We start from the raw sequence: 26,472 nt of genomic DNA on the forward strand, positions 1-26,472 counted from the left end.
ACGCCGCGCGCCCACGGTCGGGCGGTCGGGCTCGTCGCCGATCCCGCGCAGCAACGCAGGGAGCGCCGGACGGTGCTGTTCCTCGCCGTGCTCCTGACGCTCAGCGTGCTGCAGTTCTATACCCTGGGCCCGCTCACCGCGCCGGTCGCCTGGAGCCTGCTCTTCCTGCCTTCCGTGCTGCTGCGGCCATCCGGCCTCCGCCTCGACCGCTTCGCCGTCCTCATCGTCCTCATCCTGGTGGCGACGCTCTTCGCGCTGAGTTACTCCCGCGCAGTTGCCGAGGGGGTGCGCGACCTCATCGCCGGCCTCTCGATCCTCACCCCCTACCTGGCGGTGCGACAGGCGGGGCCGGGTGCCTGGAGGGTCGTGGGTCGCGCCCTCGCCTGGTCCTCCCCGGCGTTCCTGCTCCAGTGCGGCCTGACGATCCTCTTCCAGGTCGATCCCGCGCTCGAGACCGCCTACCTTCGATGGCCCGACGCTGTCCTGTTCTCCGACGTCTACGTGCGCGACATCTTCACGACCGCGTTCAACAACGTGTTGCAGGAGAAGTCGGGCGGGTTCTTCCTCAACGGCAACATCGCGTCGATGTTCATGGCGGGCACCGCGATGCTCTCGTTCGCCGCATGGCGACGGCAGGGCGGAGGCATTCTGCTGCTCAGCGCGCTCGGCGGCCTCGCGGGCGCCCTGTTCACCCTCTCCAAGACGGCGATCGTCCTCGCGCTCGCGCTGCCCCTCGGAGTGGCGGCGGTGCGCGGCCTCAAGGGCAAGACGATGGGCCCCATCGCGTGGCTGATCGCGATCCCGACGACGGTCGCGGGTGTCTTCGGAGTGGCCGCGCTGTTCCCGCAGCTCGCGAACGCCGGCCTGCTCACCCTCGGCGCCCGGGGCGAGTTCCTGCGCCTGGCTGCGAGCGCCTTCCCGGAGCAGTGGCTTCTCGGGTTGGGCTTCGGCGGCTGGCACGACCTGTGGCTGGCGAGGGCCGCTCAGTTCACCCAGCATTCCGAACCGCGGCCTCCGCACAACCTCGTGGTGATGGCGTGGGCGAACGGAGGCCTGCTCCTCGCCTTGCCGGTCCTCGCCTTCCTCCTGACGGCCACAGTCGCCGTGCTGCGCCTCCTGCTCCGGGTCGACACGTCCGAGGCGGTGGTGGTCGGGGCCCTGGCCGTCGGTCTCCTCTGGATCTTCGTCCACGGGATGGCCGACAACACCAGCTGGTTCGGCGATCAGCACTCCCGCGCAGTGATGGCGGTCTCTGTCGCTCTCGTGGCGGGGATGCGGGCGGAGGTGCGGGGCGGCGCCCGAGCGTCGACTCTCGAGGCGGAACAGGTGCCCGGAGCGCCGACGCGCGCGGCGGAGCGACTCTCGGTGGCCCGGGTGAGACTGCGGTGAGAGGCGGCCGGTGCGACCTGCCGCCCCGAGTCGCTCTGCTCTCGGACCGCCCGCTCGACGGGCGCCGGTATCATGGCCCGCGTTATGGCACGCATCTACGACTGCTCCGTCGACACGGACCTCCTGACCGGCACCCGTCTCGCGCGAACGGCGCTCGGCCGGGGCGAGCTCGTCGTGCTCCCGACCGACACGGTCTACGGCGTCGCGGCCAACGCATTCGACGCCACTGCGGTGCAGCGCCTGCTCGACGCGAAGGGCCGGACGCGCCAGTCGCCCCCTCCCGTGCTCATCGGTGACGTCGCCGCGCTCGACGCGCTCGCCGAGAACGTGCCCGACGCCGTCCGTCAGCTCGCCAAGGCCTTCTGGCCGGGCGGACTGACGATCGTTCTGCACGCCCAGCCCTCTCTCGTCTGGGACCTCGGCGAGACCCGGGGCACGGTCGCCCTGCGCATGCCCGACAATCCCGTGACCCTCGAGCTCCTCGCCGAGACCGGGCCGCTCGCCGTCTCCTCGGCGAACAAGACGGGCCGCCCCTCCGCAACGACCGCGCAGGAGGCGTTCGAGCAGCTCGGCGAGGCGGTCGACGTCTACCTCGACGCCGGTGCCGCCGGCTCCCGCTACGGCGAGCGACCCGCCGGCGCGAGCGAGTCCTCGACCATCATCGACGCGACCGCTCTGAGCTTCGAGGGCGGGACGTTGCGCGTCCTGCGTCAGGGCGTGGTCTCGGCTGAGCGGCTCCGGGAGGTCGTGGGGGAGTTGCTCCCCGACTCCGTCCCGGCGAGCGACGCCCCGTCGACGGGGGAGCCCGCGTCCGACGCCGCGACGTCTTACGACGCCTCCGTCCCGTCCGAGTCGTCGCTCCACGAGGATCCCCCGCGCACCCCTGCTCGCCCCGACTGGGCCTCGGGCGCCCGTCTGCAGGACGAGAGCGAGAGCGGGGCGTCCGGCGCCGCCTCCGCGACGCGTGAGTAGCCGATGATCACCTTCGCCCTCGTCTCGCTCGCCGTCGCGATCGTCACCGGCGCTCTCTCCTTCGTCATCTGGAAGCTCAGCCTGAGATTCCGGCTCTATCCCCAGATCCGTGCGCGCGACATGCACACGCGCCCCACTCCGCGGCTCGGCGGGATCGCCATGTTCCTCGGCATCCTCGTCGGCTTCGGTATCGCCTCGCAGCTGCCCTACTTCCGTCTCGTCTTCGCGAATCCCGAGCCGATCCTCGCGATCCTCGGCGCGAGTCTCCTCATCGTCTTGATCGGGGTCGCCGACGACATCTGGGACCTCGACTGGACGACGAAGCTCGCCGGCCAGATGATCGCGGCCGGGCTGATCGCGTGGAAAGGCGTGCAGATCGTCTCGCTGCCGATCAGCGGACTCACCGTGGGCTCGCCGTGGATGTCGCTCATCATCACGGTCCTCGCCATCGTGCTGGTGACCAATGCGCTCAACTTCATCGACGGGCTCGACGGGCTCGTCGCCGGGGTCGCGCTCATCGCCAACGGCGTGTTCTTCCTCTACAGCTACCTGCTCGTGCAGCAGACCTCACCCACGGACTACTTCAACCTCGCGTCGTTGATCGCGGTCGTGCTCGTCGGCGCGTGCGCGGGCTTTCTCCCGATCAACTGGCGGCCGGCCAAGATGTTCATGGGCGACGGAGGAGCGTTGCTCGTGGGGATGCTGATGGCCACGTCGGCGATCGCCGTGACCGGTCAGGTCGATCCGGCCCAGCTCGCTGCGAAAGAGCTCCTGCCCGCCTTCATCCCGATCATCTTGCCGTTCGCCGTGCTCGTGGTGCCGCTGATGGACTTCGGCCTGGCCGTGGTGCGGAGGCTCCGCGCCGGCAAGTCGCCGTTCAGCGCCGACCGCAAGCACCTTCACCACCGCCTCCTCGACATGGGGCACTCCCACTTGCACGCCGTGCTGATCTTCTACGCGTGGACGGCCGTCATCGCGGTCAGTTGCCTGTTGATGTTCGTCGTCGACGTCCTCTGGGTCCCCCTGGTCTTCCTGGCCGTGGGCCTTCTGATCTGCACGATCGTGACGCTCCTGCCCCTCAGCCGACGTAAGCGCCTCGAGGCCGCCGCACAGTCGGCCGAGGCCTCGCCCGTGCTCGACCCGCTCGATGTCGCCTCCGCCACGGAGTCGATCCACCCCTCGGTCGTCCTTCCGAGCGATCGCGTCCCCTCAGCGCCGCCCGCGGCGCGGAAAGAAGCATCATGACCGGATCCGACCCGGCCGCCCACCCCGTTCCCGCCTCCGTCCCCGTGCTGCGTCGCACCCTCGCGGTCGGCGGCGTGTTCGTCCTCGCGCTCGCGGTGGTCGGCACGATCCTCGGCGCGCTCGTCGCGGGAGGAGCGGGCGCGATCGGCGCACTGCTGGGCGCCCTCGTCGGAGGCGCGATGGTCGCGCTCACCGCGGCGAGCATCCTGGTCGCGAACCGGCTCGACATCGGAGGCTTCTTCGCGGTCGTCCTCGGCACCTGGCTGGCCAAGTTCGTGCTCTTCGTGATCGCCGCCCTGGTCTTGCGCGAACAGCCGTGGCTCAACAGCACGGCTCTCTTCGTGACGATCATCGCGGCAGTGCTCGGCTCGCTCGTCATCGACGTGCTCGTCGTCTCGCGCTCAAGGATGGCGAACGTCAGCGACCTCGCTCGATGAGCGCCCGCCGAGTGCTACCTGAGAGCACCACGATTCGGCCCTCGGCCTCTTCTGTTGCTACAGTAGGCACGAATACCGCAGGCGAACGTGTCCTCAGGTCGTCTCATCGTTGATGTCGATCGTTGAGTGCGAGCGCCATCCGAGCGGAAAACCCCACCTTTCGTCGTCGCGAGAGCGTTGTGTCCGAGTGATCCCGATCACCCGGTTGCCGCGTGCCACGCCCCGAATTCCAGGAGCTAGCGCTGTTTGCTAACGCTGTGACCCTGTTGGTCTCGTCCTCGACCGGTGAGAGTGACTTCCACACCCCGTCGATCTCCGAGTTCTTCCCGCCCGGGTTCCTCTTCGAGGGAACCCCCTTCGAGATCAACCGTGTCATGATGGTCCGCTTCATCGCGGTCCTCGCCCTGATGCTGTTCTTCTGGCTCGGCACGCGTCGGCTCCGCCTCGTGCCCGGTCGTTTCCAGAGCATCGTCGAGCTGGCCTTCGACTTCGTACGCGTCACCATCGCGAAGGACATCCTCGGCGAGAAGGACGCCCGTCGCTTCCTGCCGATCCTCGTGACGATCTTCTTCGCGATCATCTCGATGAACCTCACGGGCGTGATCCCGTTCCTGAACATCGCGGGAACCTCCGTCGTCGGCATGCCGCTGTTCCTCGGGCTCGTCGCGTACGTCACGTTCATCTATGCGGGCATCAAGGACCGCGGTGTCGGCTTCTTCAAGAACGCCCTGTTCCCGCCCGGCGCGCCGGTCCTGATCTACTTCATCCTCACGCCGATCGAGCTCCTGCAGACCTTCATCATCCGGCCGCTCTCGCTCGCGCTGCGACTCGTGATGAACATGATCGTCGGCCACCTGCTGCTCGTGCTCTGCTTCTCGGCCACGCAGTTCTTCTTCTTCAGCTCCCAGATCGACCCGGGCTTCAAGCTCTTCGGTGTCGTGACCCTCGTCGGCGGAGGCGCGTTCACGCTCTTCGAGCTCCTCGTCGCCGTCCTCCAGGCCTACATCTTCACCCTGCTCGCCGCGGTCTACATCCAGTTGGCCGTCGCCGAGGAGCACTGACACCACTACTCACGGGCTTCCACCCGTTCACACGATCACCCCACTGAAAGGACCCACTCGTGGACTCAGTCACCGTTCTCGCCGAACTCTCCGGCAACATCGCGACGGTCGGTTACGGCCTCGCAGCGATCGGCCCCGGCATCGGTGTCGGCATCGTCGCGGGCAAGACCGTCGAGGCCATGGCGCGCCAGCCCGAGATGGCCGGTCGCCTCCAGACCACGATGTTCCTCGGCATCGCGTTCACCGAGGTGCTCGCGCTCATCGGTCTCGCCACCTACTTCATCTTCGCGGCGTAGTCGTGTTCGGCACCGCTGTGAACATCGCTGCGGAAGAAGGTGACGTCCCCGCGATCATCCTGATCCCGGAGTTCTACGACTTCTTCTGGTCGGGGGTGATCTTCCTCGTCCTGCTCGTCTTCTTCTGGAGGATGGTCCTTCCGCGCCTGCAGAAGCTGCTCGACGAGCGCTCCGCGGCGATCGAGGGGAACATCGCGAAGGCCGACGAGGCCCAGCGACAGGCCGAGGCCGCCCTCGAGAAGTACACCGCCCAGCTCGCCGAGGCACGCGCCGAAGCCGGAGCGATCCGCGACAAGGCGCACGCCGACGGCAACGCGATCGTCGCGGCGAAGAAGGAGCAGGCCCAGGTCGAGGCGGAGCGTATCTTGCACCACGCGCACGCCCAGATCGAGGCAGACCGCCAGGCGGCCGTCGTCTCACTGCGCTCCGAAGTCGGAACCCTCGCCATCGATCTCGCCTCCGGCGTGATCGGCGAGAGCCTCAACGACGACGCGAAGGCGTCCGCGATCGTGGACCGCTTCCTCGCCGACCTCGAGGCCTCGGAGAAGGCGAACAGCTGATGGGCAGCGCGTCCAGGCAGGCACTCGCGTCGGCGAAGGCGGAGCTCTCCGCCCTTGGCGACCAGGCGTCCCTCGACACGGCCCAGCAGCTCTTCGAGGCGGCTCGGGTCATCGACGGCCAGGCGCAGCTGCGCGCGGCCCTCGGCGATCCCAGCGCCGACTCCAGCAGCAAGCAGGCTCTCGTCGCACGCGTCTTCGGTCCGTTCGGCGAGCCGGCCAAGCGGCTGCTCACCGTGATCGTCGGGCACCGTTGGTCGAGCCCGAGCGACCTGGTCGCGGGAGTCGAGGAGGTCGGGGTCCGCGCGATCGCCGCCTCCGCTCCCGAGGGTGTGTCGCTTGAGCGCGAACTGCACTCGTTCGGCGCGGCCGTCGCGTCAGACGCTCAGCTGGAGCTCGCGCTCGGCAGCAAGCTCGCCGCGGCCGATTCGAAGGTGGCGCTCGTGCAGCGCCTCATCGAGGGCAAGGCGTCGGCCGAGACGATCGCGATCCTCCGACAGCTCGTCGCGCACCCGCGCGGTCGACGCATCCCCGAGCTCATCCGCTTCGCGGCGGGCGTCATGGCCGACCAGGGCGGGTTCACCCTCGCCACAGTGTCCGTCGCCGCGCCTCTCGCACCGGAGCAGCTCGACCGTCTTCGCTCGACCCTTTCGCGCCAGTACGACCGTCCGGTCTCGGTCAATGTCGTCGTCGATCCCTCCCTCCTGGGAGGCATGCGTCTGCACGTCGGCGACGAGGTCATCGACGGCACCGTCTCCGCTCGACTGACCGACCTGAAACTCCAGCTCGCGTCCTGACGGGCGCACGTATCCTCAGGGAGCGGCTCGCGCCGCCCCCGCACCATCCAGGTCAGGCCCCGACGACCTCCTCGGCTCGCACGGACCCAACGAATAGGAATTCCCATGGCAGATATCACCATCAGCCCGGATGAGATCCGCGACGCGCTGAAAGACTTCGTCTCGTCGTACGAGCCGGGCAAGGCCTCCACCACCGAGGTCGGCTACGTCATCGACGCCGCCGACGGCATCGCCCACGTCGAGGGACTCCCCGGCGTCATGGCGAACGAGCTCATCCGTTTCTCCAACGGCGTCCTGGGTCTCGCCCAGAACCTCGACGAGAACGAGATCGGCGTCGTCGTGCTCGGCGAGTTCTCCGGCATCGAAGAGGGCATGGAGGTGACCCGCACCGGCGAGGTCCTCTCTGTCCCCGTCGGCGACGCCTACCTCGGCCGCGTGGTCGACCCGCTGGGCAACCCGATCGACGGACTCGGAGACATCGTCTCCGAGGGCCGTCGCGCCCTCGAACTGCAAGCGCCCGGCGTCATGTCGCGCAAGTCGGTCCACGAGCCGCTACAGACCGGCATCAAGGCCATCGACGCGATGATCCCCATCGGTCGCGGACAGCGTCAGCTGATCATCGGCGACCGCCAGACCGGCAAGACCGCGATCGCGATCGACACGATCATCAACCAGAAGGCCAACTGGGAGTCGGGCGACGTCAACAAGCAGGTTCGCTGCATCTACGTCGCGATCGGCCAGAAGGGCTCGACCATCGCGTCGGTCAAGGGTGCGCTCGAGGACGCGGGCGCGATGGAGTACACGACGATCGTCGCGTCCCCCGCCTCCGACCCCGCCGGCTTCAAGTACCTCGCCCCCTACACGGGTTCTGCCATCGGGCAGCACTGGATGTACGGCGGCAAGCACGTCCTCATCATCTTCGACGACCTGTCGAAGCAGGCCGAGGCCTACCGCGCCGTGTCGCTCCTCCTGCGCCGGCCGCCGGGACGTGAGGCCTACCCGGGTGACGTCTTCTACCTGCACTCTCGCCTGCTGGAGCGTTGCGCGAAGCTGTCCGACGCGCTCGGCGCCGGATCGATGACGGGCCTCCCCATCATCGAGACCAAGGCCAACGATGTCTCGGCGTACATCCCGACCAACGTGATCTCGATCACCGACGGTCAGATCTTCCTCCAGTCCGACCTGTTCAACGCCAACCAGCGTCCCGCGGTCGACGTCGGGATCTCGGTGTCGCGCGTCGGCGGTGACGCCCAGGTCAAGTCGATCAAGAAGGTCTCCGGCACCCTCAAGCTCGAGCTCGCCCAGTACCGCTCGCTCGAGGCCTTCGCGATGTTCGCCTCCGACCTCGACGCCGCCTCGCGCCGTCAGCTCGCCCGCGGCGCCCGCCTGACGGAGCTGCTCAAGCAGCCGCAGTACTCGCCGTACCCCGTCGAGGAGCAGGTCGTCTCGATCTGGGCCGGCACCAACGGCAAGCTCGACGAGGTGCCTGTCTCGGACGTGCTCCGCTTCGAGCGCGAACTGCTCGACTACCTGGGCCGCAACACCCAGGTCCTCACCACGCTGCGCGAGACCAACGTGCTCTCGGACGACACCGTCGCCGAGCTGCACCGCGCGGTCGACGGGTTCAAGCTCGAGTTCCAGACGGGCGAGGGCACCCCGCTCGCCTCGGTCGGACGCGAGGAGCACCAGGCGATCTCGGCCGACGAGGTCGGCCAAGAGAAGATCGTCAAGGGCCGTCGCTGATCGCGACGCCCTGACGATTCGCCACACAAGGACTACAGGAGACACATGGGAGCGCAACTTCGGGTCTACCGGTCGAAGATCCGTTCGGCCCAGACGACCAAGAAGATCACTCGGGCCATGGAGCTGATCTCGGCCTCGCGCATCCAGAAGGCGCAGCACCGCGTCGCCGCCGCGGCTCCGTACTCGAACGCGATCACGCGGGCCGTGTCGGCCGTGGCAACGTACTCGAACGTCGAGCACCCGCTCACGACCGAGCGCGAGAAGCTCGACACGGCCGCGATCGTGATCTTCACCTCCGATCGCGGCCTTGCGGGCGCGTTCTCGTCGAGCGTGCTCAAGGAGGCGGAGGAACTGGCCACGCTGCTGCGCAGCGAGGGCAAGGAGGTCGTCTTCTATCTGGTCGGCCGCAAGGCCAACGCGTACTTCTCGTTCCGGAAGCGCCCCAGCGTGCGCGTCTGGACGGGGGGCACCGACCAGCCGGTGTTCGAGACGGCCAAAGAGATCGCCGACGCCGTTGTCGAGGCCTACAACCTCGACGACGAGGAGGGCGGAGTGGACGAGATCCACCTCGTCTACAACCGCTTCGTCAGCATGGTCACCCAGCAGCCGACCGTCGTCCGCCTCCTGCCGCTCGAGGTCGTCGAGGGCGCAGAGGACGAGAACCGCGAGCTCTACCCGCTCTACGAGTTCGAACCCGACCCCGAGACGGTCCTCGACCGCCTCCTGCCGGTGTACGTCGAGAGCCGCATCTTCAACGCGATGCTGCAGTCGGCGGCCTCCGAGCACGCGGCGCGCCAGAAGGCGATGAAGTCGGCGAGCGACAACGCGGACACGCTGATCAAGACCTACACGCGCCTCGCGAACAACGCCCGCCAGACCGAGATCACGCAGCAGATCGCCGAGATCGTCGGCGGCGCCGACGCCCTGTCGTCGTCCAAGTAGACGGCCCACCTCCCCGACCTAGACGACTCCGCCCTCCGGGAGCGGTGTGACCACAGAAGGAAGAAGCAATGACACTGACCGCACCTGAGGCGGCGACCGGGACGTCGGGCGGGGCCATCGGCCGTATCGCCCGCGTGACCGGCCCCGTCGTTGACATCGAGTTCCCCCACGACGCGATCCCCGAGGTCTACAACGCGCTCTACACGCACGTCGAGGTCGAGGGCGTCTCGAGCAAGCTGACCTTCGAGGTCGCACAGCACCTGGGCGACGACCTCGTCCGTGCCATCTCGCTCAACCCGACCGATGGACTCGTCCGCGGCCAGGAGGTCCACGACACCGGCCTGCCCATCTCGGTGCCCGTCGGCGACGTGACCAAGGGCAAGGTCTTCAACGTGATCGGCGAGGTCCTCAACGCCGATGCGGACGGCACGGTCAACGGCCAGTCGTTCGAGATCACGGAGCGCTGGCCCATCCACCGCAAGCCCCCGGCGTTCGACCAGCTCGAGTCCAAGACGGAGCTGTTCGAGACCGGCATCAAGGTCATCGACCTGCTCACCCCGTACGTGCAGGGCGGCAAGATCGGCCTGTTCGGCGGCGCGGGCGTCGGCAAGACCGTCCTCATCCAGGAGATGATCCAGCGCGTCGCGCAGGACCACGGTGGTGTCTCGGTGTTCGCCGGTGTCGGCGAGCGCACCCGTGAGGGCAACGACCTCATCGCCGAGATGGAGGAGGCGGGCGTCTTCGACAAGACCGCGCTCGTCTTCGGCCAGATGGACGAGCCGCCGGGAACCCGCCTCCGCGTGGCCCTGTCCGCGCTGACCATGGCGGAGTACTTCCGTGATGTGCAGAAGCAGGACGTGCTGCTGTTCATCGACAACATCTTCCGCTTCACCCAGGCGGGCTCGGAGGTGTCGACCCTCCTGGGCCGCATGCCTTCTGCGGTGGGCTACCAGCCGAACCTCGCCGACGAGATGGGTGTCCTCCAGGAGCGCATCACCTCGACTCGCGGACACTCGATCACCTCGCTGCAGGCGATCTACGTCCCCGCCGACGATTACACCGACCCGGCTCCGGCGACCACCTTCGCGCACCTCGACGCGACGACCGAGCTTTCGCGAGAGATCGCGTCGAAGGGCCTCTATCCGGCCGTCGACCCGCTGACCTCGACCTCGCGCATCCTCGACCCCCGCTACCTGGGCGCCGATCACTACCGCGTCGCGACGACGGTCAAGCAGATCCTTCAGAAGAACAAGGAGCTGCAGGAGATCATCGCGATCCTCGGTGTCGACGAGCTGTCGGAGGAGGACAAGATCACGGTGTCGCGTGCGCGCCGGATCCAGCAGTTCCTCTCGCAGAACACCTACATGGCCAAGAAGTTCACCGGCGTCGAGGGTTCCACGGTTCCGCTCAAGCAGACGATCGAGTCGTTCGACGCGATCGCCAAGGGCGAGTTCGACCACGTGGCCGAGCAGGCGTTCTTCAACGTCGGCCCGATCACCGACGTCGAGGAGAAGTGGGCTCAGATCCAGAAGGAGAACGGCTGATCATGGCCGGGACCTTGAAGGTCAGCGTCGTCTCGGCCACGGCCGAGATTTGGGCGGGCGAGGCGAAGCAGCTCACGGCCCGCACCGTCGAGGGCGAAATTGGTATCCTCGCCGGCCACGAGCCTCTGCTCGCGATCCTCGCCTCGGGCGAGGTGCGGGTCACGGCCGTGGACGGTACCCGTCTCACTGCGCAAGCGGAGGACGGCTTCCTCTCGGTCGAGAACGATGTCGTCACCGTGGTCGCCAGGGAGGCGGCGCTCGTCTAGAGCACGACGTCCTGCGGAGGGGCCGGGCGATCCATCGAGATCGCGCGGCCCCTCTCGTCGTCCCGGCTCATCCCGCGAAAGGAGCCCCGTGCACGTCCTGCTTCCCCCGTCTGAGACCAAGCGCGACGGAGGCTCGATGGCGTTCTCGCTCGAGAGGCTCGCGTTCCCCGAGCTGGCCGAGCGTCGCCGGGTGCTGCTGGAGGCGCTCGTCGCCCTTTCTGCCGATCCTGCTGCTGCGGCGCGTGCCTTGAAGCTCGGTCCGCGCCAGCTCGGCGAGATCGAGCGCAACGCGGCGCTGCCGACGGCGCCGGGCATGCCTGCGGTCGACCGCTTCGACGGGGTGCTGTTCGATGCGCTCGACGCCGGCAGCCTCTCGACCCCGGCGCGGGAATGGCTCGACGACCACGTGCTGATCCAGTCCGCCCTCTGGGGACCGGTCGGCGCTCTCGATGCGATCCCCGCGTATCGTCTGTCCCACGACTCCCGGATCCCCGGCGTGCCCCTGCGCCGCTGGTGGGCGGCGGTAGCGTCAGGGGTGCTCGGCTCCCTGCCCGGGCTTGTCCTCGACCTCCGGAGCGAGGTCTATGCGGCTCTCGGGCCGCTGACTCCGGGGGAGAGCCGCTGGTTCGTGCGGGTACGCTCGCGGGACGCGGAGGGTCGCCTCCGCTCCCTCAACCACTTCAACAAGCTCGGCAAGGGGCGCTTCGTCAGGGCTCTCGCTGAGGATGGTGTCGCGGACGAGACGCTCGAGGGGCTCGCGAGCTGGGCCGCGGGCCGCGGGTTCGAGCTGGCTCCGAGTTCCCGTGCGGGCGAGCTGGACCTCGTGGTCGCTGAGGGCTGAGGCGGGCTCAGCGGCTCGAGCGAAAGCATCCCGTCAGATGGTCGTCGACGACTCCGGCCGATTGCATCAGTGCGTACATCGTGGTGGGCCCGACGAAACGAAAGCCCGCCGACCGGAGGGTGCGCGAGAGCGTGAGGGACGCTGGAGTGGTGGCTGGGACGTCTCCGGAGCGCACGACGCGACCGGGCTCGGGCGTGTGGACCGACCAGATCAGGCGGTCGAGGGCGCCGTCTCCTTCGGCCGCGATCAGGCGCAGCGCGGCGGAGGCATTGCCGATGGTCGCCAGGATCTTGGCGCGATTGCGGATGATCCCGCTGTCGGCGAGCAACCGCTCGACGTCCTCTTCGCCCATCTGAGAGACGGCGTGGAGATCGAAGTCGTGGAAGACCTCCCGGAAGCGCGGGCGCTTGCGGAGAATGGTGATCCACGACAGGCCGGCCTGGAACCCCTCGAGGCAGACCTTCTCGAAGAGCGGTCGATCGCCGCGCAACGGCACGCCCCATTCCTCGTCGTGGTACCGGCGGTACTCGGGATCGTCTCCGCTCCAGGCGCAACGGGCCTTACCGTCGTCTCCGACGATCAGCCCGTCGGTGACGCTCATCGGTATGCGATCCCCTCATGATCGAGCAGCCACGCCTTGGTGGCGATTCCCTCGCCGGCGCTGAAGCCGGTGATCCGGCCGTCGCCCGCCAGCACACGATGGCAGCCGACGATGATCGGGATCGGGTTCGCGCCGACGGCGCCGCCGATGGGACGGCCCGCCCGGAGGCGCCCGACCTGTTCGCCGAGGGCGCCATAGGACGTGATCCCGCCAAAAGGAAGGCGACGAAGCTCCTCCCAGATCTCGAGCTGGAAGGCGGTGCCGCGCAAGGCGAGCGGAAGATCGAAGTGGCGACGCGCCCCCGCGAAGTACTCGTCGAGCTGCTCGATCGCGTCGCGGAGGACGGGCGTGTCCGATGCTGCGAGGTGATCGTGCGGGAGGATCGATGCCCGCTCGATCGCCAGCGACACGATCGAGGTGCCATCGCTACCCACCTCGATGCGACCGAGAGGGCTGTCGGTGCGGCGGACGTGTGCGGGAGTCGTTCTCATGCCATGAGAGTATCCGCGGGGCCGCGGCGTCCCTCGCGGGATTCGGACATCGGTGCAGAACTCGGTGAATCCACTCCTGTGGAGGGATCAGGTGTTCAGCACCGCCACGGCGGCGTTGAGGGTCGTCGCGAAGAGAACCCAGAGGAGATAGGGCACGAGCATGGCCGCGGCGGGCTTCGAGTGGTGCGAGAAGGCGAGCAGGGTCAAGGCCACCAACACGTCTAGAGCCACGATGATCGCCAGCCCGATCCAGAGAGCGGAGGGACCGATCAGAGGGAACGCTCCGAAGAAGAACGGCGTCCAGAGGCAGTTCAGGACGAGTTGCACCACGTAGAGACGCAAGGCACGCCCGGCTCCGGGCTCACCGCGGCGACGCCAGACAAGCCATGCGGCGACCGACATCAGGGTGTAGAGAGCGGTCCAGACCGGCCCGAACAGCAGGTTCGGAGGCGACCACGGCGCCTTCTCCGCGTCGGCATACCAGCCGCCGACATTCGCGATCGTCGAGACCGTCCCGAATGCCGCGACGGCGAACGAGATCGCGAGGAAGGCAAGGAGCACGAGAACGGACCCGAGGGTGCTCGTCCCGCCAGTCCCCCGGGAGGGCTCCGCGTAGGTGTGCGTCTGGCTCATGTCGTCTCCTGTCGTCCGCTGTCTCGACAGTAGAGCGGCCGTCGGCGGTGACCCAGCACTTGCTCCGACGCCTCGCGTGCATTAGCTCCTTCACAGGGCGCTCTTGCCCGAGTTGTCCACCGATCGGACGAGGAGCTGCCGCAGCAGGTCCTCCTCGCGGCACTCTCGAGACATGACGCAGACACGCTCACTCTCCCCGGCATCGTCCGCCCCTGGAGGCGGCCACGCGGCTCCGGCCTCCGTCGCCCGCGAGGGTCGACAGCTCGCCGTCGTCCTCGAACCCGATGTCGATGCGCTGGCGGTCATGCGCGAGGTCGACCTTCTGCTCGACCGGCATCCGACGGCTCGGTTGCCCGGAGCGGTTCTGCGGTCGCTCGAGCACTCGCTCAGTCGGGTGGGACGACAACCGCTCGCGACCTCGACGCTCGCCCGCCTCATCGTGTGCGCTCAGCGCGACGAGTGGAATGCGCGGCTCCTCCGGCTCCTCGACGAGCGCCCGAGCGCCGCGGCGGGCGATCTGTGGTCGACCACGGAGCTCGTCCGCCTCGCGGCCGAACTCGCTCCCGCGACCGAGAGCCCCGCCGTCCTGGTCCTCTTGGCCGCGCTACGACTGCGTGGGGGAGACCGCGAGGAGGCGGTCGTGCTCACGCACCGTGCCATCGGAGCCGACCCGCACGACCTCGGCGCACGGGCCCTCCTCGCTCTGCTCTGCTGCGCCGAGCCGCTGGCCGGCTGCCCCCGTGTCGCATGACCGCGACCGGCACGAGCGGGTCAGAGACGCGACCAGGCCTCGGTCAGGACACCGCGGAGAATCTGCTCGATCTCGTCGAACTCCTTCGGTCCGATCGTGAGCGGGGGAGCGAGCTGGACGACCGGGTCGCCCCGGTCATCGGCGCGGCAGTACAGGCCGGCGTCGAACAGCGCCTTCGACAGGAATCCCCGCAGGAGGCGCTCCGACTCGGCGTCGTCGAACGTCTCTTTGGTCGCCTTGTCCTTCACGAGCTCGATGCCGAAGAAGTACCCCGCGCCGCGGACGTCGCCCACGATCGGAAGGTCGAGCAGCTTCTCGAGCGTCGAGCGGAACACCGGCGAGTTCTCGCGGACCCGTTCGTTGAGCCGCTCCTCCTCGAAGATGTCGAGGTTCTCGAGCGCGACGGCGGCAGAGACAGGGTGGCCGCCGAAGGTGTACCCGTGCGGGAACGAGACCTGGCCGTGCCGGAAGGGCTCATAGATCCGATCGCTGACGATCGTCGCGCCTATGGGGGAGTAGCCGCTGGTCATGCCCTTGGCACACGTGATCATGTCGGGAACGAATCCGTACTCGTCGCACGCGAACATGTGGCCGATGCGCCCGAAGGCGCAGATCACCTCATCCGACACGAGGAGCACATCGTGCCGGTCGCAGATCTCGCGCACCCGTTGAAAGTAGCCGGGCGGCGGCGGGAAGCAGCCGCCGGAGTTCTGCACCGGCTCGAGGAACACGGCGGCGACCGTCTCCGCCCCCTCGAACTCGATCATCTCCTCGATGCGATCGGCGGCCCAGACTCCGAACGCCTCGAGGTCGTCCCCGTGTTGCGGCGCACGGTAGAAGTTGGTGTTGGGCACGCGGAACCCACCCGGGACGAGCGGTTCAAACATCGCCTTCATCGCCGGGATTCCGGTGATCGCGAGCGCGCCCTGCGGAGTGCCGTGGTAGGCGACGGCCCGCGAGATGACCTTGTGCTTGCCCGGCTTGCCCTGCAGCTTCCAGAAATGCTTCGCGAGTTTGAAGGCGGTCTCGACCGCCTCGCCTCCGCCTGTCGAGAAGAAGACGCGATTGAGGTCTCCCGGAGCGTAGCCGGCGAGTCGATCGGCGAGCTCGATGGCGGACGGCGTCGCATACGACCACAGCGGGAAGAACGAGAGCTCCGCCGCCTGCTTCGCCGCCGCCGCCGCCAGACGCCGCCGCCCATGGCCGGCGTTGACGACGAAGAGCCCCGAGAGCCCGTCGAAGTACTTGCGGCCCGTGCTGTCCCAGATGTGATGACCCTCCCCCCGAGTGATGATCGGCACGCCCGCCCCCGAGTCCATCGTGGACTGCCGGGTGAAGTGCATCCAGAGATGGTCCTTCGCCTTGCGCTGCAACGCCGAGTCGTCGATCCCGGAGAGTGTCTCGGTGCCGCGCACCGGATCACCCGATTCGAGTCCGCCCGTCGAGAAGGCCGTGTCGGTGGTCATCGGTTATCGCGTCCCCCAGTTGTAGAACTGCTTGTGGAGTTTCAGATAGACGAAGGTCTCGGTCGAGAGCACCCCCGGGAGAGAGCGGATCTCGTGGTTGAGCAGCTCGATCAGGTCGTCGTCGTTCTCGCATACGACCTCGGCGAGGATGTCGAACGATCCCGCGGTGAGGACCACGTAGTCCACCGCGGGAATCGACGCCAGCAGATCCGCTACGGTGCGCGCATCGCCGGTGATCCGCACGCCGATCATCGCCTGCCGGTAGAAGCCCAGTTGCATCGGATCGGTGACCGCGACGATCTGCATGACCCCCGACTCCGTGAGCTTCTGCACCCTCTGCCGCACCGCCGCCTCACTAAGCCCGACGGCTTTGCCGATCTCGGCGTACGAGCGCCGACCGTCGGCTTGGAGTTGCTCGATGATCGCCTTCGAGACCTCGTCGAGCTGAATTGGACGCGACGACGGAGGACGGGTGGGACTCATGCGCTGATTCTGACAGTCGACGAAGCCTCGGGCAAGTGAATCCGTATGGCGGCTCCCGCAAAGCTGCGGAAATCGGTCGTCGTAGATCCTCGTGCGATGCCTCGGAGACCGAGCTCCGCGGCACAGAGAACGGGAAGGTGGCGTTCCGCTCCCGCGCGCGGAACGCCCCGATCCAGCGGATACCATCGGGAGGAGTTCGTGCCGCGCGCGCCGGACCGCCCGGAACGAGGAGACGCGATGACGCAGATCGGACGCAGTCGTGCGTCCATCACCGTCCCCGTCTCGGCGTGGAGCTCCGACGCGCCGTCGGCCGAGGTCACCCTCGGCTGGGCCGCTCGCACCCACATCGGACTCGTGCGTGGTGCGAACGAGGACAGCTACCTGGCGAAGTCGCCCCTCTTCGCCGTCGCCGACGGCATGGGCGGCCACGCAGCAGGAGAGGTCGCGAGCGATGCCGTCGTCTCGCGGCTCTCCGTCGCCGCGACCGGAGCCACCATCGGCCCGGAGGAGATCGACCGCGCCCTCCGCGACGCTGTCGCCGACATCGCTCGGCAGCCCGGCCGGGCTGACCGCGGCACCGGAACGACCGTCACCGGCATCGCCCTCACCGCGGTGGCCGGCGAGCCGTACTGGTCGGTGTTCAACATCGGAGACTCGCGTGTCTACCTCTGCGTCCAGGGCTCGTTCCTGCAGCTCACGGTCGACCATTCGATCGTGCAAGAGCTGGTGGACGCGGGCCTGATCACCCGAGACGAGGCCGACGTGCACCCGCACAGCAACGTGATCACCCGTGCGGTGGGGTTCCACGAAGCGCCCATCCCCGACTACCGGCTCGTGCCCGTCATCGCCGGATCCCGCCTCCTCATCTGCTCGGACGGACTCACGAAGGAGCTGACCGACGCGGGCCTGGAGCACGTGCTCGCCGAGTCTGCCTCGGCGCAGGACGCCGCGGACCGCCTCCTCGAGGCCGCGCTCGAGAACGGCGCTCGCGACAACGTCACGGCGATCGTCGTGGATGTCCTCGCGGTGAGCGGCGAGTCCCTCGCCATCGACGGGCTCTGAGCGCCGGCGGTCCACGATGCCGCGGGAACCCACCGGCAGCCCCCAGGGCAGGAGGCGACCGCTGGGTACCATGGGAGGGAGGAAGGGCGTTCTCGGTGATCTGCAGCACGTGTGGCTCCACCCTCGATCCGGGGGCGATCCTCTGCGGCGAGTGCGGATCCTCGGTCGCGACGCACGCGGCCTCCGGTTCGGTGAGCCCGACCTCGTCGGGCGACACGACCGTCCTCGATCCCTCGCGGAGAGCGTGGCTGCCCGGGCTGGCCCCCGGCCGTCACCGTCGCCCCGCTCCGGGCGCGCCGATCGCACCCGCTGCGCAGGGCCTCGTACGGCTCGCCTTCGCCTCCGGGCAACACGCCATCGTCACGGGCAACGGGCTGATCGGGCGACAGCCGCTCCCTGATCCCGGTGAGACCTTCCGCCACATCCTCGCCGTCATCGACCCCGCGCGGTCCCTCTCGAAGACCCACCTGGAGTTCGGCTTCGACGAGGGCGGCCTCTGGGTGCGTGACCGCTGGTCGGCGAACGGCTCCCTTCTGATCGCTCCCGCCCAGGCGCCACTGCCGCTCGAGGCTGGCCGACGCTACCGCGCGAAGATCGGCAGTCGCCTCCTGCTCTCCTCCGTCGAGATGGCGGTCGAGCGTGTGGACGGCTCGGCCGGCCGCCCTGTCCGCCGACCCGTCGAAGGCTGAGCGCCAGCCCATCCAGGCACCGATTCCGCGGTCGAATCGAGTTTGCGGCACGGATTTCGTGACGATCATGTTTCCAGATGCACGTTCTCCTCCGTTCTCCGTGACAGGCGAACGAGCGTTGTGCCACTATTTCCCCACGTTCACGCCGGTCCGTTCGAGCTTCGACGCAGTCAGGAGTCTCCGCTATGACCCGTCCTCTGCCACGGGATCCCCTCCTCCGCCAGGCCGTAGCCGTGGCACGCTCCCACGAGCGTGAGCGCCGGGCGACGCTCACCCGCCGTACGGTCCTCGGGGGACTCGGGCTCGGAGCCGGTGCCCTCGCGCTCGCCGCGTGCGCGCCGACGAGCAGACCGGCGCCGACTCCGGCCGCCGATCTCTCGGCGAGCGACCCCCAGCTCGTGTGGGACAACTGGCCCGCCTACATGGACGAGGACGACGACGGAAACTACCCCTCCCTCCTCGCCTTCGAGAAGCAGACCGGGATCTCGGTCACCTACAACGTGGCCGTCGACGACAACAACTCCTACTACGGGAAGGTCAAGGACCAGCTCGCGCTCGGTCAGTACATCGGGGCCGACACCGTGTGCCTCACGGAATGGATGGTCTCCAGACTCGTCCGACGCGGGTTCGTGCAAGAACTGGACCACGCCAACATCCCGAACATCGCGAATCTGACGCCCTCGCTCGCGAACCCCGACTTCGACCCGGGCCGCCACCTGTCACTGCCCTACCAGGCTGGTTTCGCAGGCATCTGCTGGAACAAGGACAAGCTGCCCGGCGGCCTCTCGAGCATCGAGGATCTCTGGGACCCGTCGCTCCGAGGCCGCGTCGGCGTGCTCAGCGAGATGCGCGACACGATCGGCCTGATCATGCTCGCGGAGGGCACGGACATCGCAGGTCCGTGGGGCGACGACGCGTTCATGAACGCGATCGACGTGTTCCGCCAGCAGGTCGATGCGGGGCAGATCCGCAACATCAAAGGCAACGCCTATCTCAACGACCTGCAGAACGAGGACACCCTCGCAGCCATCTGCTGGTCGGGCGACATCACCCTCATCAACACCGAAGCCGGCGACAAGTGGGAGTTCGCGTTCCCCGACTCCGGCGGAACCCTCTGGAACGACACCTTCGTCGTTCCCCTGGGCAGTCAGCGCAAGGCCAACGCCGAAGCGCTGATGAACTACTACTACGAGCCGGAGGTGGCCGCCGAGGTGGCTGCCTGGGTCAACTACATCACCCCCGTCGACGGAGCGAAGGAAGTCATGGAGAGCATCGATCCCGAGCTGGCCGAGAACCAGCTGATCTTCCCCGACGAGCAGACGCTCGCCCAATCGCACGTCTTCCGGACGCTGACTGCGGCCGAGGAGAAGCGCTATCAGGCCGAGTTCCAGAAAGTGTTGCTGGGCATCTGATGGGGGCTGGAACTTTCGCCGAGAGCGGCGCCGACCTCCAGCTGGTCGGGATCAGCAAGCACTACCCGGGCTTCACCGCCATCGAGTCGCTCGATCTCACGATCCCCGCGGGTTCCTTCTTCGCCCTGCTCGGCCCGTCGGGCTGCGGCAAGACGACGACCCTGCGCCTGGTCGCAGGCCTCGAGGAGCCGTCCGCCGGTCGCATCCTCCTCGGCGGCCGCGACGTCACCGCGACCAAGACCTTTCAGCGCCAGGTCAATACGGTGTTCCAGTCATACGCGCTCTTCCCCCATATGTCGGTCCTCGAGAACGTCGCCTTCGGGCTCAAGCGTCGCAAGATCGGCGACGCGCTCGGCAAGGCGCACGAGGCCCTGCGTCTGGTCGAGCTCGATCATCTCGCGCAGCGTCGCCCCGTCCAGCTCTCGGGAGGCCAACAGCAGCGGGTCGCTCTCGCCCGGGCGATCGTGAACCGCCCCGCGCTCCTTCTCCTCGACGAGCCGCTGGGCGCACTCGACCTCAAGCTCCGCCGGCAGATGCAGCTCGAGCTGAAGTCCATCCAGGAGGAGGTGGGGCTCACCTTCCTCCATGTCACCCACGACCAAGAAGAGGCCATGACCATGGCCGACACCGTCGCGGTGATGAACAAGGGACGCATCGAGCAAATGGGGGCGCCGGAGGAGCTCTACGAGCTTCCCCGCACCGCGTTCGTCGCGAACTTCCTCGGCCAGTCGAACCTCTTCACCGGCGAGGTCGTGTCGTCGACGCAGCAGGCGATCACCGTCGACGTGGGCGGCCACCGCCTCGTGGTCCCTGCCGCCCGCTCCGCACGGACGAGCGGTGAGGTGACCATCGGGATCCGCCCCGAGAAGCTCCTCCTGCTCACACAAGAGCCGCCGGAGACGCCGGACAGGATCGTGCTCGGTCCGGGTCGCGTCCTCGACGTCTCGTTCAGCGGAGTCAGCACCCAGTACACGATCCGCATCCCGGGGCTCGGTCCCATCGTGGTCTTCGCGCAGAACATGGTGTTCGGTCCCGTCGTCGGCGAGGGCGCCGAGGTCTGGGTCAGCTGGAACACGGCGCACGGCTTCGGCCTGGAGGACGAGCCGGGAAGCCTCCCTCGCTTCACCCCGGACGACTCCACGAACGCGATCGCCCTGCAGAAGCGTCGGTTGCTCGCCGGCCGGTCGAGCGGAGTCTGAACGTGGCCTTCGCCGCCTTCGCCTCGGGGGCCGCCCCTGCCGGATCCCCGGAGCAGCGGGATGCGCCGGTCCGCCGACGCTCCTGGGTCGCCCTGGTCCTGCTGCTGCCGGGCATCGCCTACATGCTGCTGTTCTTCCTCGCTCCGCTCATCTCTCTCGTGATCACCTCGTTTCAGGTCGAGGTCCCCGACGGCGACATCGGCGAGTACGCGCCCGGATTCGCGTGGCAGAACTACCTGGCCGTGATGGCCGACTATTGGCCGCACATGGTGCGATCCTTCGGCTACGCGCTGCTCGCGACCGTCCTGGCGCTGCTCATCAGCTATCCGCTCGCCTACGTCATCGGGGTGAAGGCGCGGCCGTGGCCGCTGCTGCAGAACCTGCTGCTGACCCTCGTGATCGCGCCGTTCTTCATCAGCTTCCTGCTGCGGACGCTGGCGTGGAAGCAGATCCTGTCGGACGAGAGCCCGCTCGTGCAGGCGCTCAAGACGCTCGCGATCCTCCCGGGCGACGGACACCTGACGGGCACGCCGTTCGCGGTCGTGTTCGGGATCACCTACAACTTCATCCCGTTCATGACGCTGCCGCTGTACACGACGCTCGAACGGCTCGACACGCGGCTCATCGAGGCCGGGTCCGACCTGTATGCGACACCCGCCTCCGTCTTCTGGAAGGTCACCGTCCCGCTCTCGATGCCCGGCATCGTCTCGGGCACGCTCCTCACCTTCATCCCCGCGGCGGGCGACTACATCAACGCGAGCCGTGACTTCCTCGGCTCCTCGCAGACCTCGATGGTGGGCAACGCGATCGAGGCGAACTTCCTCACGCTGGAGAACTACCCAGCGGCTGCGGCGCTCTCGATCATCCTGATGGCCGTGATCCTGATCATCGTCGGCGTCTACGTGAAGCGCAGTGGAACGGAGGACCTCCTATGACCGCGACCGCCGACCGTCCGATCGCCAGCGCTCAGGAAGCGCTCGGCGCGCCGGGGTCCGCTCCCGTCCGCCGCCTGCGAGGCTTCCGCGGGCTCGGGTGGGGCGTCTACACCGCCCTCGCGCTGATCTTCCTCCTCATCCCCATCGCCTATACCTTCGTGTTCTCGTTCAACGACTCGGTCAAGAGCAACCTTGCATGGCGGGGATTCACCTTCGACAAGTGGGTGTCGGCGTGGACGAGCGAGGAGGTGATGACCGCGTTCGGCAACAGCCTGCTCGTCGGGGGGATCGCGACGGTGCTGGCGACCGTGCTCGGCACGATGATCGCCCTCGCCCTCGTGCGGTTCCGTTTCCGCTTCCGCTCGGCGATCAGTCTGCTGCTGTTCCTGCCGATGGCGACCCCGGAGGTGGTCCTCGGCGCGGGTCTGGCCGCACAGTTCCTCAGCGTGGGCGCCGAGAAGGGGATCGTGACGATCGTGCTCGCGCACACGATGTTCTGCATCAGCTTCGTCGTGGTGACAGTGAAGGCGCGGGTCGCGAGCCTCGATCCGCGTCTCGAGGAGGCGGGGCGCGATCTCTACGCGTCGCCCGGGCAGGTCTTCTGGCGCATCACGTTCCCGCTGCTGCTCCCGGGCATTCTCGCGGCCGCGCTGCTCTCCTTCGCGCTGAGCTTCGACGACTTCATCATCACGAACTTCAACTCCGGCTCGGTGACGACGTTCCCGAAGTACATCTACATCGCGGCGGCGCGTGGTATCCCCGCGGAAGCCAACGTCATCGCCTCGGCGGTGTTCCTCCTGGCGATCGTGGTGGTCGTCGTGATCCAGGTCTCGTCCGCGGCTCGGGCGAAGCGGCTGGCGAAGCGGCAGTAGTCGCGCCTCCCTCGAGAGACGGTCGAATCACGCCGGCGAGAAGAGGATCAGACGTAGGAGGCGCGGATCGCGCCCACGGGCACGCCGCCTCCCGAGACCACCGGGTTCAGGCGGACGAGCACCTCGTTCGCCGCCGTCCGATCGACCGCTTCGGCCTCGACCAACAGCTTCAACGCCACCACGGTGGCCGCGCGGAGGCTGCCGTCGAGGATCTTGAGCGCGACCGTGGTCCCGTCGGGGGAGGCCATCACGAGCACGCCTTCGGCGCCGAGCTTCGCGACGAGACCGAGCCGCTCGATCACGACAGTGTTGTCGCGGCCGGGACCGTCGAGGGCCCACGCGTTCTCGAGGATCGCCGTGGTCAGCAGGCCGGCCTGACGGTAGAGGCCGAAGGGGGAGGCGGGCGACGAGGAGACGATCCGCGAGATCCCTTTCGCGAGCGCCGTCAGAGGCAGGGCATGCACCGGCGCGCCGCACCCGTCGACGCCGGTCGCCACCACGCGTTCGCCAGTGAGGCGCTCGATCGTGTCGACGATGTGCTGCTGTAGCGGGTGGGATCGCTCGAGATAGTCCTCGGTGCTCCAGCCGTTCTGCACGCAGGCCAGCAGCATCGCGGCGTGCTTGCCCGAGCAGTTCATGTAAAGGGGGTCGGCCGTGCCGCCTGCCCGCAGAAGCCGAGCGCGGGCAGCGGAGTCGCCGGGCCAGTCGGAGGGGCACTGGAGCGCCGAATGGTCGAGCCCCGCGCGGAACAGCAGGTTCTGCACCAGGGCGACCTGCTGGGGGATGCCGGCGTGACTCGCGGTCGCGATGACCGCCTCCGCGCCGCTCAGCTCGACGCCCGCGGTCATGACGGCGAGTGCCTGGAAAGGCTTGAGGCACGAGCGGGGGAAGATCGGCGCCGTGGGAGCGCCGAGGCTGCGGGCGATGCGACCGTCGGAGTCCAACAGCACGGCCGAGCCGGCGTGCCGCGACTCGACGAAGCCCGAGCGCTCGACGACGGCGAGTTCGACTGACTCGGCGAGGGTGAAGGTTCCTGCGGACATCCCCCCATCTTGCCCGAGGGTCCGGCGCCGCTCGCGCGCGGGCACCGGACCCGACGGGACTCAGAGGGCGGCGAAGGCCTCGTCGATCACCGAGATCGCGTCGTCGAGCAGCTCGTCGCTGAGGGTGAGGCTCGGGAGGAAACGGATGACGTTGCCGGAGGTGCCGGCGCTCAGCACCAGCACGCCGCGCTGGGCGGCGAACTCGATGATCGCCTGCACGGCCGTCGGGTTGGGCTCTTTGCTCGAGGAGGCGGTGCCCGACTGCACGAGCTCCATCGCCATCATCGCGCCGATCCCGCGGACGTCGCCGATGATGTCGTAGCGCTCCTGCAGCCCGCGCAGGGCGACGCCCAGCCGGGCGCCGATGCGGTCGGCCTCGGCGAGCAGACCGTCCTCCTCGATGCGTTCGAACACCGCGACCGCTGCAGCCGCCGCGACCGGGTTGCCGCCGAACGTGCCGCCGAGTCCACCCGCCTGTGCGGAGTCCATGATCTCGGCGCGGCCCGTGACGCCCGCGAGCGGCAGCCCTCCCGCGATGCCCTTGGCCGACAGCACGAGATCGGGCACCAGGCCGAAGTGCTCGCTCGCGAAGTACGCGCCCGTGCGGGCCATGCCCGACTGGATCTCGTCGGCGACGAAGACGATGCCGTTCGCCGTGCACCACTCCTGCAGCGCGGGGAGGAAGCCCTCGGCGGGGACCATGAAGCCGCCCTCACCCTGGATCGGCTCGACCACGAGGCAGGCCAGCGCGGAGGCGCCGACCGTCTTCTCGAGGTAGGAGATGGTGCGCTCGGCCGCCTCGGCACCGGAAAGGCCATCGTGGTAGGGGTAGGAGCTCGGCGCCCGATGCACGTCGCTCGCAAAGGGTCCGAAGCCGAGCCCATAGGGGAGCGCCTTGAAGTTCATCGCCATCGTGAGGTTGGTGCGGCCGTGGTAGGCGTGGTCCAGCACGGCGACTCCTGGTCGACCTGTGTGCTTGCGCGCGATCTTGACGGCGTTCTCGACCGCTTCGGCCCCCGAGTTGACGAGCACGGTCTTCTTGGCGAAGTCGCCGGGCGTGTGTTCGGCGAGCAGCTCCGCGACGCGGATGTAGGGCTCGTAGGGGGTCACCGTGAAGAGGGTGTGGGTGAGCCGGCCGAGCTGAGCGGTCGCCGCGGCGACGACCGCGTCGTCGGTGTGGCCGATCGTGGTCACTCCGATGCCCGCGCCGAGGTCGATGAAGCGGTTGCCGTCGACGTCGACGAGGATCGCACCGTGCGCGTGGTCGATGTAGACCGGGAGGGCGGTGCCCACGCCGGTGGGGACCACGGCCAGACGACGCTCGTGCAGTTCGCGAGAGCGCGGTCCGGGGATCTCGGTCGCGACGCGACGCTCCTGAGGGACTGCGGACGTGGGAGCCTGAGGAGCGAGGGTGTCTGTCATGGTCCCTCGAGTCTACCCGCGGGGGTCTGACGCCCAGGGGTCCAGACCATCCCCGCCGGCCTGATCCACCGCCTGATGAGGAGCACTGTGATGAAGGCCGAGCACGACTACTCCCTCTCGATCGCCTGGGCGGGCAACCGCGGGACGGGCACGAGCGGCTACCGCGACTACGGTCGCCAGATCGTCGTCTCAGCCGAGGGGCCGGCGCCGATCCTCGGCTCCGCCGACACTCCCTTCCGCGGCGATGCCGACCGCTGGAACCCCGAGCAGCTGCTGCTCGCCGCGCTCGCGCAGTGCCATCTCCTCTCGTACCTGCACGTGGCGGTGAAGAACGGAGTCGTCGTCACCGACTACACCGACGACGCGAGCGGGCGCATGGTGCAGGAGGGAGAGGGCGGTCGTTTCGTCTCGGTCACCCTCCGACCCCGCGTCACCGTCGCGGAGGAGTCGATGGTCGCTCTCGCACAGACCCTGCACGCGGAAGCCTCACGGCTGTGCTTCATCGCGAGCTCGGTGAACTTCCCCGTGGCGCACGAGCCCGTGACGACGGCGCGCTGAATCAGCGGCGCTCGTGCGGGAGCGCCCGACGGATGCGCTCGACCGTCGTTGCCGGAGGCGACTCGTTGTAGACGCCCGCGAGCTCTTGACCCGAGAGCGCGTGGATGGCGTTCATCACCTCGTCGGTCGCGTGGCGGCGGGCGCGCCCGGAGTCGGCCGAGCCGTGCGAGCTCAGGTCGAGAGGATCGCCGAAGCGCACGGTGATGCGGTGCAGTCGGGGGAGGACCGAGCCGACGGGCTGCAGCTCCTGCGTGCCGATCAGACCCACCGGCACCACGTGAGCGCCGGTCGTGAGCGCGAGCCACGCGACTCCCGTGCGCCCTCGGTAGAGGCGGCCGTCGCGCGAGCGGGTGCCCTCCGGATACACGGCGAACGCTTCGTCCCGTTCGAGGATCGCCCTGCCGAGATCGAGCGCCTCCTGGGCGGCCTGTCCCGCGCCGCGCTCGACGGGCACCGCACCGACCGCCGTGAAGAACGCGCGCGAGGCGGCGCCGCGCAGGCCCGGGCCGGTGAAGTAGTCGGACTTGGCGAGGAACTGGACGGGCCGCGGGGCGAGCAGCGTCAGCACGGGGGAGTCGATGAACGAGAGGTGATTGCTCGCGAGGATCACCGGCCCGGTGCGGGGCACATTGTCGCGCCCCTCCACAAGGGGGCGGTAGACCAAGCGGCCAACGCCTCCCATCGTGAGCCGCGCGAGACGCGCCGAGAGGCCGATCCCGGGCGGGGTCGGCCTCGCGTGGTCGTCATCGGTCCGCATTCGCACGA

At 68.5% G+C, this 26,472-nt stretch carries 29 protein-coding genes; 21 read left to right on the forward strand and 8 right to left on the reverse strand.

From position 1 onward, the window contains the following. Positions 1-72 precede the first annotated feature (72 nt). The 13 genes from ITJ45_RS04995 to ITJ45_RS05055 all read left to right on the forward strand — a co-directional run bounded on the left by ITJ45_RS04995 (position 73) and on the right by ITJ45_RS05055 (position 12,090). Complete coding sequence (locus ITJ45_RS04995) at positions 73-1,389, forward strand: O-antigen ligase family protein (RefSeq protein WP_194608975.1); 1,317 nt, start codon at positions 73-75, stop codon at positions 1,387-1,389. An 84-nt stretch (positions 1,390-1,473) separates the two neighbouring features. Then, positions 1,474-2,361 (forward strand): L-threonylcarbamoyladenylate synthase, encoded by an 888-nt coding sequence (locus ITJ45_RS05000; protein ID WP_194608973.1) that lies wholly within the window; start codon positions 1,474-1,476, stop codon positions 2,359-2,361. A gap of 3 nt (positions 2,362-2,364) precedes the next feature. Next, a complete protein-coding gene (locus ITJ45_RS05005) occupies positions 2,365-3,606 on the forward strand; it encodes an MraY family glycosyltransferase (RefSeq protein WP_194608971.1) in 1,242 nt (413 codons plus the stop codon). Beyond that, a complete protein-coding gene (locus ITJ45_RS05010) occupies positions 3,603-4,043 on the forward strand; it encodes a hypothetical protein (RefSeq protein WP_194608969.1) in 441 nt (146 codons plus the stop codon). The genes ITJ45_RS05005 and ITJ45_RS05010 overlap by 4 nt, the downstream gene beginning before the upstream one ends. Before the next feature lie 257 nt (positions 4,044-4,300). After that, entirely contained in the window at positions 4,301-5,104 is an 804-nt protein-coding gene (gene atpB, locus ITJ45_RS05015; protein WP_194608967.1) for a F0F1 ATP synthase subunit A, read from the forward strand. Positions 5,105-5,163: 59 nt separating this feature from the next. Then, entirely contained in the window at positions 5,164-5,400 is a 237-nt protein-coding gene (locus ITJ45_RS05020) for an ATP synthase F0 subunit C (protein ID WP_194608965.1), read from the forward strand. A 2-nt stretch (positions 5,401-5,402) separates the two neighbouring features. Further along, positions 5,403-5,960 carry a F0F1 ATP synthase subunit B gene (locus ITJ45_RS05025; RefSeq protein ID WP_323742946.1) on the forward strand — a complete coding sequence of 186 codons (558 nt, stop codon included), beginning with the start codon at positions 5,403-5,405 and terminating at the stop codon, positions 5,958-5,960. Continuing rightward, positions 5,960-6,754, forward strand: a complete 795-nt coding sequence (locus ITJ45_RS05030; RefSeq protein WP_194608963.1) for a F0F1 ATP synthase subunit delta — start codon at positions 5,960-5,962, stop codon at positions 6,752-6,754. Before ITJ45_RS05025 ends, ITJ45_RS05030 begins: the two co-directional genes overlap by 1 nt. A 105-nt stretch (positions 6,755-6,859) precedes the next feature. Continuing rightward, positions 6,860-8,497 carry a F0F1 ATP synthase subunit alpha gene (gene atpA, locus ITJ45_RS05035; protein WP_194608961.1) on the forward strand — a complete coding sequence of 546 codons (1,638 nt, stop codon included), beginning with the start codon at positions 6,860-6,862 and terminating at the stop codon, positions 8,495-8,497. Between the two features lie 45 nt (positions 8,498-8,542). Then, the gene (locus ITJ45_RS05040) at positions 8,543-9,439 is read left to right on the forward strand and encodes a F0F1 ATP synthase subunit gamma (RefSeq protein WP_194608959.1); all 897 of its coding nucleotides are present in this window, start codon (positions 8,543-8,545) and stop codon (positions 9,437-9,439) included. Positions 9,440-9,507: 68 nt separating this feature from the next. Continuing rightward, a complete protein-coding gene (gene atpD / locus ITJ45_RS05045) occupies positions 9,508-10,983 on the forward strand; it encodes a F0F1 ATP synthase subunit beta (RefSeq protein WP_194608957.1) in 1,476 nt (491 codons plus the stop codon). Positions 10,984-10,985: 2 nt separating this feature from the next. Next, positions 10,986-11,249 carry a F0F1 ATP synthase subunit epsilon gene (locus ITJ45_RS05050; protein WP_194608956.1) on the forward strand — a complete coding sequence of 88 codons (264 nt, stop codon included), beginning with the start codon at positions 10,986-10,988 and terminating at the stop codon, positions 11,247-11,249. Positions 11,250-11,337: 88 nt separating this feature from the next. After that, entirely contained in the window at positions 11,338-12,090 is a 753-nt protein-coding gene (locus ITJ45_RS05055) for a YaaA family protein (protein WP_194608954.1), read from the forward strand. A gap of 7 nt (positions 12,091-12,097) precedes the next feature. Here the strand turns inward: ITJ45_RS05055 and ITJ45_RS05060 are convergent, their stop codons facing one another. From ITJ45_RS05060 to ITJ45_RS05070, 3 genes are all read right to left on the reverse strand, one after another. Continuing rightward, positions 12,098-12,691, reverse strand: coding sequence for a DNA-3-methyladenine glycosylase I (locus tag ITJ45_RS05060; RefSeq protein ID WP_194608952.1), 594 nt, complete (start codon positions 12,689-12,691; stop codon positions 12,098-12,100). Continuing rightward, a complete protein-coding gene (locus ITJ45_RS05065; protein WP_194608951.1) occupies positions 12,688-13,182 on the reverse strand; it encodes a methylated-DNA--[protein]-cysteine S-methyltransferase in 495 nt (164 codons plus the stop codon). Before ITJ45_RS05065 ends, ITJ45_RS05060 begins: the two co-directional genes overlap by 4 nt. Positions 13,183-13,269: 87 nt before the next feature. Next, complete coding sequence (locus ITJ45_RS05070; protein WP_194608949.1) at positions 13,270-13,815, reverse strand: TspO/MBR family protein; 546 nt, start codon at positions 13,813-13,815, stop codon at positions 13,270-13,272. Between the two features lie 172 nt (positions 13,816-13,987). Here ITJ45_RS05070 and ITJ45_RS05075 point away from each other — a divergent pair, with 172 nt between their 5' ends. After that, positions 13,988-14,566, forward strand: coding sequence for a hypothetical protein (locus tag ITJ45_RS05075; RefSeq protein WP_194608947.1), 579 nt, complete (start codon positions 13,988-13,990; stop codon positions 14,564-14,566). A gap of 20 nt (positions 14,567-14,586) precedes the next feature. Here ITJ45_RS05075 and ITJ45_RS05080 read toward each other — a convergent pair whose 3' ends face one another. Together ITJ45_RS05080 and ITJ45_RS05085 are read right to left on the reverse strand one after the other, a co-directional pair. Beyond that, positions 14,587-16,032, reverse strand: coding sequence for an aspartate aminotransferase family protein (locus ITJ45_RS05080; protein ID WP_194608946.1), 1,446 nt, complete (start codon positions 16,030-16,032; stop codon positions 14,587-14,589). A gap of 3 nt (positions 16,033-16,035) precedes the next feature. Beyond that, positions 16,036-16,515: an Lrp/AsnC family transcriptional regulator gene (locus tag ITJ45_RS05085; protein ID WP_194608944.1), complete on the reverse strand. Its 480-nt coding sequence runs from the start codon at positions 16,513-16,515 to the stop codon at positions 16,036-16,038. Positions 16,516-16,752: 237 nt separating this feature from the next. On the opposite strand from ITJ45_RS05085, the gene ITJ45_RS05090 reads away from it, so the two are divergent. From ITJ45_RS05090 to ITJ45_RS05115, 6 genes are all read left to right on the forward strand, one after another. Further along, on the forward strand, positions 16,753-17,577 hold the full coding sequence (locus ITJ45_RS05090) for a PP2C family protein-serine/threonine phosphatase (protein WP_194608942.1): 825 nt from the start codon (positions 16,753-16,755) through the stop codon (positions 17,575-17,577). 95 nt (positions 17,578-17,672) lie between these two features. Then, positions 17,673-18,266, forward strand: coding sequence for a hypothetical protein (locus ITJ45_RS05095; protein WP_194608940.1), 594 nt, complete (start codon positions 17,673-17,675; stop codon positions 18,264-18,266). Between the two features lie 233 nt (positions 18,267-18,499). Then, on the forward strand, positions 18,500-19,678 hold the full coding sequence (locus ITJ45_RS05100; protein ID WP_323742945.1) for a spermidine/putrescine ABC transporter substrate-binding protein: 1,179 nt from the start codon (positions 18,500-18,502) through the stop codon (positions 19,676-19,678). Beyond that, complete coding sequence (locus tag ITJ45_RS05105) at positions 19,678-20,877, forward strand: ABC transporter ATP-binding protein (protein WP_194608936.1); 1,200 nt, start codon at positions 19,678-19,680, stop codon at positions 20,875-20,877. Before ITJ45_RS05100 ends, ITJ45_RS05105 begins: the two co-directional genes overlap by 1 nt. 2 nt (positions 20,878-20,879) lie before the next feature. Next, positions 20,880-21,812: an ABC transporter permease gene (locus ITJ45_RS05110; protein WP_194608934.1), complete on the forward strand. Its 933-nt coding sequence runs from the start codon at positions 20,880-20,882 to the stop codon at positions 21,810-21,812. After that, the gene (locus ITJ45_RS05115) at positions 21,809-22,684 is read left to right on the forward strand and encodes an ABC transporter permease (RefSeq protein WP_194608932.1); all 876 of its coding nucleotides are present in this window, start codon (positions 21,809-21,811) and stop codon (positions 22,682-22,684) included. Before ITJ45_RS05110 ends, ITJ45_RS05115 begins: the two co-directional genes overlap by 4 nt. A 47-nt stretch (positions 22,685-22,731) precedes the next feature. Here ITJ45_RS05115 and ITJ45_RS05120 read toward each other — a convergent pair whose 3' ends face one another. Together ITJ45_RS05120 and gabT are read right to left on the reverse strand one after the other, a co-directional pair. Further along, positions 22,732-23,727 carry an asparaginase gene (locus tag ITJ45_RS05120; protein ID WP_194608930.1) on the reverse strand — a complete coding sequence of 332 codons (996 nt, stop codon included), beginning with the start codon at positions 23,725-23,727 and terminating at the stop codon, positions 22,732-22,734. A gap of 60 nt (positions 23,728-23,787) precedes the next feature. Continuing rightward, positions 23,788-25,149, reverse strand: coding sequence for a 4-aminobutyrate--2-oxoglutarate transaminase (gene gabT, locus ITJ45_RS05125; protein ID WP_194608928.1), 1,362 nt, complete (start codon positions 25,147-25,149; stop codon positions 23,788-23,790). A gap of 90 nt (positions 25,150-25,239) precedes the next feature. Between gabT and ITJ45_RS05130 the strand changes: the two genes are divergently transcribed. Continuing rightward, complete coding sequence (locus ITJ45_RS05130; protein WP_194608926.1) at positions 25,240-25,707, forward strand: OsmC family protein; 468 nt, start codon at positions 25,240-25,242, stop codon at positions 25,705-25,707. A 1-nt stretch (position 25,708) separates the two neighbouring features. On the opposite strand, the gene ITJ45_RS05135 is transcribed toward ITJ45_RS05130, so the two are convergent. Next, positions 25,709-26,464: a lysophospholipid acyltransferase family protein gene (locus ITJ45_RS05135; RefSeq protein WP_194608925.1), complete on the reverse strand. Its 756-nt coding sequence runs from the start codon at positions 26,462-26,464 to the stop codon at positions 25,709-25,711. Positions 26,465-26,472: the final 8 nt, after the last annotated feature.

The sequence above is a fragment of the Rathayibacter sp. VKM Ac-2879 genome (assembly GCF_015351245.1).
GTDB lineage: Bacteria > Actinomycetota > Actinomycetes > Actinomycetales > Microbacteriaceae > Rathayibacter.

Excerpts from the sequence above, each read along its gene's own strand:
- ITJ45_RS05000 (WP_194608973.1), top strand. The coding sequence starts at position 1,474 with ATGGCACGCATCTACGACTGCTCCGTCGACACGGACCTCCTGACCGGC.
- ITJ45_RS05005 (WP_194608971.1), top strand. The coding sequence starts at position 2,365 with ATGATCACCTTCGCCCTCGTCTCGCTCGCCGTCGCGATCGTCACCGGC.
- ITJ45_RS05010 (WP_194608969.1), top strand. The coding sequence starts at position 3,603 with ATGACCGGATCCGACCCGGCCGCCCACCCCGTTCCCGCCTCCGTCCCC.
- ITJ45_RS05030 (WP_194608963.1), top strand. The coding sequence starts at position 5,960 with ATGGGCAGCGCGTCCAGGCAGGCACTCGCGTCGGCGAAGGCGGAGCTC.
- atpA (WP_194608961.1), top strand. The coding sequence starts at position 6,860 with ATGGCAGATATCACCATCAGCCCGGATGAGATCCGCGACGCGCTGAAA.
- ITJ45_RS05040 (WP_194608959.1), top strand. The coding sequence starts at position 8,543 with ATGGGAGCGCAACTTCGGGTCTACCGGTCGAAGATCCGTTCGGCCCAG.
- atpD (WP_194608957.1), top strand. The coding sequence starts at position 9,508 with ATGACACTGACCGCACCTGAGGCGGCGACCGGGACGTCGGGCGGGGCC.
- ITJ45_RS05050 (WP_194608956.1), top strand. The coding sequence starts at position 10,986 with ATGGCCGGGACCTTGAAGGTCAGCGTCGTCTCGGCCACGGCCGAGATT.
- ITJ45_RS05060 (WP_194608952.1), bottom strand. The coding sequence starts at position 12,691 with ATGAGCGTCACCGACGGGCTGATCGTCGGAGACGACGGTAAGGCCCGT.
- ITJ45_RS05065 (WP_194608951.1), bottom strand. The coding sequence starts at position 13,182 with ATGAGAACGACTCCCGCACACGTCCGCCGCACCGACAGCCCTCTCGGT.
- ITJ45_RS05070 (WP_194608949.1), bottom strand. The coding sequence starts at position 13,815 with ATGAGCCAGACGCACACCTACGCGGAGCCCTCCCGGGGGACTGGCGGG.
- ITJ45_RS05075 (WP_194608947.1), top strand. The coding sequence starts at position 13,988 with ATGACGCAGACACGCTCACTCTCCCCGGCATCGTCCGCCCCTGGAGGC.
- ITJ45_RS05080 (WP_194608946.1), bottom strand. The coding sequence starts at position 16,032 with ATGACCACCGACACGGCCTTCTCGACGGGCGGACTCGAATCGGGTGAT.
- ITJ45_RS05085 (WP_194608944.1), bottom strand. The coding sequence starts at position 16,515 with ATGAGTCCCACCCGTCCTCCGTCGTCGCGTCCAATTCAGCTCGACGAG.
- ITJ45_RS05090 (WP_194608942.1), top strand. The coding sequence starts at position 16,753 with ATGACGCAGATCGGACGCAGTCGTGCGTCCATCACCGTCCCCGTCTCG.
- ITJ45_RS05105 (WP_194608936.1), top strand. The coding sequence starts at position 19,678 with ATGGGGGCTGGAACTTTCGCCGAGAGCGGCGCCGACCTCCAGCTGGTC.
- ITJ45_RS05115 (WP_194608932.1), top strand. The coding sequence starts at position 21,809 with ATGACCGCGACCGCCGACCGTCCGATCGCCAGCGCTCAGGAAGCGCTC.
- ITJ45_RS05120 (WP_194608930.1), bottom strand. The coding sequence starts at position 23,727 with ATGTCCGCAGGAACCTTCACCCTCGCCGAGTCAGTCGAACTCGCCGTC.
- gabT (WP_194608928.1), bottom strand. The coding sequence starts at position 25,149 with ATGACAGACACCCTCGCTCCTCAGGCTCCCACGTCCGCAGTCCCTCAG.
- ITJ45_RS05130 (WP_194608926.1), top strand. The coding sequence starts at position 25,240 with ATGAAGGCCGAGCACGACTACTCCCTCTCGATCGCCTGGGCGGGCAAC.
- ITJ45_RS05135 (WP_194608925.1), bottom strand. The coding sequence starts at position 26,464 with ATGCGGACCGATGACGACCACGCGAGGCCGACCCCGCCCGGGATCGGC.